The sequence below is a fragment of the Corallococcus sp. AB032C genome (assembly GCF_003668935.1).
Lineage (GTDB): Bacteria > Myxococcota > Myxococcia > Myxococcales > Myxococcaceae > Corallococcus > Corallococcus exiguus.
This window is the reverse complement of record NZ_RAWP01000219.1, coordinates 1-4882: the sequence shown is the minus strand read 5'-3', so window position 1 is coordinate 4882 and position 4882 is coordinate 1. Positions and strand designations below refer to the sequence as shown.

The following is a 4882-nucleotide window of genomic DNA, read 5'->3' as shown; positions in this document are numbered from 1 at the left end:
CGCCCGCACCGCGTCCTGCCCTTGTCCTTCCGCGTCACCACTGCTGGACAGCCTCCGTCCAGGGTGATTGTTTGTTCTCAAATTACCTAAGAATCAGGAGAGTGCCGTGCGTCGTTTCGTGCCGCCGTGGCTGTGGATGTTGCTGCTGTTGGGACCCGTGGGGGCCTTCGCGCTGAACGCGGGGCTGCCGCCGCCTCCGCCGGAGGTGGACCGGAGCACGCCCACGGCGACGGCGGTGGGGTTCCTGGAGGCGGCGCATGCTCGGGACGGGCTGCGGGCGCCGCACTACCTGGACCTGTCGCGGCTGCCTCCGGAGACGCAGGCGGAGGAAGGGCTGACCCTGGCGCGGCGGCTGGTGGTGGTGCTGGACCGGACGCTGTGGCTGGACTTCGCGCGCATCGGCCGCGAGCCCGCTGGCCCCGGGGAGCGCGCCCGCCGCGAGGTGCTGGGCCAGGTGGCCACGACTCGAGGCCCCCAGGACATCGTGCTGGAGCGGGTGGACGCGGAAGGAGGCCCGGTGTGGGTCTTCAGCGCGGACACGGTGGGCGCCATCGACACGCTCTTCCAGGAGCACGGGTCGCCGCTGCTGGAGATGCTGCCGCCGGTGTTCTTCACGCGCCCGCTGTGGGTGCTGGAGACGTGGCAGTGGCTGGGGCTGGCGGTCGTGCTCGTGGGAGCGTGGGCGCTGGGGCGGCTGGGAGAGGCGGTGACGCTGCGGGTGGGTGCCCGCGCCGCGGGGCTGACGAAGTCCGGCTGGGATGACGAGATGCTCGCCGCGGGCAAGGGGAGCATCCGCTACGTGCTGGCGGGCATGCTGGTGGCGGCGGGGGCGCGGTTCCTCAAGCTGCCTCCTCCGGCGCAGGAGACGGTGGACCTGGGCGCGCGCTCCATCATCATCGTGGCGGTGGCGCTGTTCGTGCTGCGCTTCCTCACCCGGGCCGCGCGCTTCCTGGAGGCCAAGGTCGCGCAGTCGCCGGAGGGCACGGACGTGGCGAGGGTGCGCGGGCTGCGCACGCAGCTGGCCATCCTGCGGCGCGTGGTGGAGGTGGCGGTGGTGCTGGTGGCCGCGTCGCTGCTGCTCCTCCAGTTCGAGGCGGTGCGCAACGTGGGCGTGTCGCTGCTGGCGTCCGCGGGCATCGCGGGCCTGGCCATTGGTCTGGCCGCGCAGAAGTCCCTGTCCACGCTGTTCGCGGGCATCCAGCTGTCCATCACGCAGCCCATGCGCATTGGCGACACGGTCATCATCGAGAACGAGTGGGGGTGGATCGAGGAGATCACCCTCACCTACGTCGTCGTGAAGGTGTGGGACCTGCGCCGGCTGGTCATCCCCATCACGCAGTTCCTGGAGAAGCCGTTCCAGAACTGGAGCAAGGTGTCGCCGGAGATATTGGGCACGGCGGAGCTGTACGTGGACTTCCGCACGGACGTGCCAGCGGTGCGCGCGGAGCTCAAGCGCATCCTGGAGCAGGAGTCCAAGGGGCTGTGGGACGGCAAGGTGCAGGGGCTCCAGGTGACGGACCTGAGCGAGCGCACCATGAAGCTGCGCGCCCTGGTGAGCGCGGCGGACTCCGGCAAGGCGTTCGACCTGCGCTGCCTGGTGCGAGAGAAGCTGGTGGCCTACCTCCAGGCCCAGCCGCACGGACTGCCGCTGCTGCGCGCGGAGGCCACGCCCCTGCCCCTCCCGGAGGAGAAGGCCGCGGGCCCGGCGCTGCTGGCCGCGAGAGCGAGCAACAGCTGAGGCTTCAGTGCCACGTGCCCACGGAGAGCCGGCGCTCCTCCGCGATGGGCTGGAGCCGCTCGCGCAGCTGTTCGCGCACCTGATGGAGCCACCAGCCCACCGTGCCCGTGGAGCGGCCCACCTGGGCGCCGATGCTCACGTAGGAGCGCCCCTGTGCTCGCAGGTGGAAGACCTCCCGCTGCTGCGGCGGGAGGCGCTCCACCGCTTCGCGCAGGTCCTTCTCCTGGATGAAGGTCCAGAGCTCGCAGCCCTCGGCCTCCTCCGGATCATCCGCGAGCACCGTCACCCAGCCCGCGTTCACCGCCTTGCGCTGCTCCGCGCGGTGGTGGCGCAACAGGCTGATGGCCCGCGTGTTGATGACCCGTCCCGTCCACGCGCGGAAGGCCTCCGGCCCCTGAAGGTGCAGCCGCTCCTTCCACGCCTCGTCCAGCGCGTGCTGCACCAGGTCCTCCGCGTCCGCCGCGTTCCCCAGGATGCGCTGGGCGTGCTTCAAGAGCCCCGAACGGAATTGGATGACCAGCGCCGCGAACGTCTGCATCTCATTGTCAGCCATGGAAGTGCCCCCCGAGCTCCGTTTCCGCGCGGGGCCATGATGACAAAACCTTCCAATACGGACATGGCATTCTTTGCGGGGATTACCCAGAGTGTCTGGAAACCCTATCCCACCCGGCCATTTCCGCCTCCAACGTCCCGAATGCATCCAGTGTCTGTCTTTTGGATGTCCATCCAGGGCAGGTGCACATGGGTTTCCGACAGAAGCGAGCCGGGATGATCAGCAGTCGTCATCCCGCGCGAAGACTCACGACGACGGCCCTCCGGGGCGATTGACCCTGGGGCAAAACGCCCCAGCGAGGCGAGGCCCCCCAGCGGATGGGGCAGAACGCCCCGGCTCGATGCATGAAACACACGTGAAACACGGCAGGGTTCTTGCTGACACGCCCCCCATGCTCGAACAACGGCGCCCGGAGTCGGCCGTCCGCGACGTGCTTCCCTACCGGAAGCCGAAGCTGGGACGGGACTACTGGATCAAGGACAACGCCCTGCCCAACGCGCTGGAGGTCTACGAGCGCAACCTGGCCCGCGAGGACTGGACGATGGGCGCCCCGTGGCGGCCTGAAATCTGGCCCGGCATCCGCGCGCCCCACGCGCTCACGCCCGCGGAGCTGGCCCCCATCGAGCAGTGGATCTGCGAACAGGCCGGCGTGCGCGCCCTCAAGCAGGAGGCCCCGGCGAAAGGCTCGCTGTCCCACAACCACGTGCAGCTCGTGGGGGAGAAGGAGTCCACCGCGAAGCCGCACGTGGACTCGCTGGCGCTGTGCGACTTCGCGGGCGTCATCTACCTGCACCCGAAGCCGCCCGTGAAACACGTGGGCACGTCCTTCTACCGGCTGCGCATGCCCGGCGGCGGCCTGGGCGGCAACACCTGCCCTCCCGGCTGCGTCAACCTCACCCAGGCCTTCGGCGTGACGAAGCTGCCCGCGAACGCGTGGGCGCCGGACATGGAGGTGGAGAACGTCTTCAACCGCCTCATCGTCTACCGAGCCGACTTCGTGCACTCGGCGACCGCGTACTTCGGGCAGGGTGACAAGCGGAACAAGCGCGCCACCGCCCTCTTCTTCTGGAAGGCCGTGCGCTGAGCGCGGCTACGCCAGCATCCGCGCCAGCATGTCCGCGCTGCGCTCGCTGCTGAACTGCTCCTCCACCTTGCGGCGGCCGGCCTCGCCCAGCCGCACCGCTTCGGCCGGGTCGCGCGCCAGCTTCTCCAGCTTCTCCGCCAGCACGGCGGGCGCCTGCGGCGGCACCAGCACGCCGTCCACGCCGTCGTCCACCAGCTCCTTCACGCCGCCCGCGCCCGTCACCACCACCGGCGCGCGCATGGCCATGGCCTCCATGATGGCCACGCCCAGCGGCTCCTGGAGGCTCGCCAGCGCGAAGAGGTGCGAGCGCTGGATGCCGTCCTTCACCACGTCCTCGCTCACCGCGCCCAGCAGCGTCACCGCGTCCGCGAGGCCGTCCTGCGCGAGCTTCGCCTCCAGCACCTTGCGGTACGTGGTGCCGCCCGCCTCGTCCTCGCCCGCGATGGACAGCCGCGCGTCGATGCCCTTCTTGCGCAGCATCCCCACCGCGTCGATGAGGTCCGCGTGCCCCTTGCACGGGTTCAGCCGGCCGCACGCGAACAGCCGCAGCGGGCCCTCTCCGGACCACGGCTCGTAGGCCACCGTGCGCTGGAAGCGCGACAGCTCCACGCCCATGGGCGCCAGTTCAATCCGGTCCGGCAGGCTCCCCGCCAGCTCCTGGCGCACTTCGCCCAGCAGCTTCTTGGTGATGACGAAGGCGAACTTCGCGTGCCGCCACTTCTCCCGCTGGTTCGGCCCGTAGTCATCCAACGGCCCGTGCAGCGTCATGCTGTACGTGAGCCCGGACAACAGGTGCGCGAACATGGCCACGTGCGCCGCGTTGGCGCAGGAGTGCACGTGCACATGCGTCCAGCCGCGCTCGCGCGCCAGCGACGCCAGCCGGCCGCCCATCACCGCGAACGCCACCAGCTGCGCGCGACCCTTCGCGTCCAGGCCCTCCGCCCTCGCGATGGAGGCCAGCACCCGCGCCCAGCCCGTCGGCATGGCCCGGGCAATCTCCAGCGCGGCACGCAGCACACCCAGCGGGGGCGGCGGGGCCAGGTACTCCGTGCGCGTCATGGCCTCGCGCGCCCAGCTGTGGCTGATGATGCGCGCGGGCGGCGGACGGGTGGACACCAGCTCCGGTGACACGCCCTTCCCCGGCAGCGCCTGCAGCTCGCGCCAGAAGAAGATGTGGGTCTGGCCGGGGAACTCGGGAATCAGGTAGCCGATCTTCTGCACCCCTCTTCCATAACACGCCGCGTCCCCCACGCCCCCCGGCGGACCCCTGCGCGGGCCGCTCCTTTTGGGGGTGTCAGCCGTGACAGCAGACCGGTGGCGCGCTCCTTCGCCTGCCCGCCCGTCCGGGTCGTTGGGTCATGACGCCTCATTGCGTTATACCGTCGCCGCTCCCATGTCCGCCGATTCGAGCCCCCCGCCGCCCGCCGAGGAGACCCCGCCCGCCAGCGCCGTGCCTTCGCCGGAGCTGTCGCGGCTGTGGTTCGCGCTGGACCGCCGCGCCTGGAAC

General features: G+C 70.6%; 4 protein-coding genes. 2 read left to right on the top strand and 2 right to left on the bottom strand.

Annotated features, from left to right (window positions below; all coding sequences use genetic code 11):
- Window positions 1-106 precede the first annotated feature (106 nt).
- The gene (locus tag D7X99_RS41510) at window positions 107-1738 is read left to right on the top strand and encodes a mechanosensitive ion channel domain-containing protein (protein WP_346729819.1); all 1632 of its coding nucleotides are present in this window, start codon (window positions 107-109) and stop codon (window positions 1736-1738) included.
- A gap of 4 nt (window positions 1739-1742) precedes the next feature.
- Here the strand turns inward: D7X99_RS41510 and D7X99_RS41505 are convergent, their stop codons facing one another.
- Window positions 1743-2291 carry an RNA polymerase sigma factor gene (locus D7X99_RS41505; RefSeq protein ID WP_158627161.1) on the bottom strand — a complete coding sequence of 183 codons (549 nt, stop codon included), beginning with the start codon at window positions 2289-2291 and terminating at the stop codon, window positions 1743-1745.
- 391 nt (window positions 2292-2682) lie between these two features.
- Here D7X99_RS41505 and D7X99_RS41500 point away from each other — a divergent pair, with 391 nt between their 5' ends.
- Window positions 2683-3375: a DUF6445 family protein gene (locus tag D7X99_RS41500; RefSeq protein ID WP_121782535.1), complete on the top strand. Its 693-nt coding sequence runs from the start codon at window positions 2683-2685 to the stop codon at window positions 3373-3375.
- Between the two features lie 6 nt (window positions 3376-3381).
- Here D7X99_RS41500 and epsE read toward each other — a convergent pair whose 3' ends face one another.
- Window positions 3382-4596, bottom strand: a complete 1215-nt coding sequence (epsE, locus tag D7X99_RS41495) for an exopolysaccharide biosynthesis GT4 family glycosyltransferase EpsE (RefSeq protein WP_121782534.1) — start codon at window positions 4594-4596, stop codon at window positions 3382-3384.
- Window positions 4597-4882 lie beyond the last annotated feature (286 nt).

Excerpts from the sequence above, each read along its gene's own strand:
- D7X99_RS41505 (WP_158627161.1), bottom strand. The coding sequence starts at position 2,291 with ATGGCTGACAATGAGATGCAGACGTTCGCGGCGCTGGTCATCCAATTC.
- D7X99_RS41500 (WP_121782535.1), top strand. The coding sequence starts at position 2,683 with ATGCTCGAACAACGGCGCCCGGAGTCGGCCGTCCGCGACGTGCTTCCC.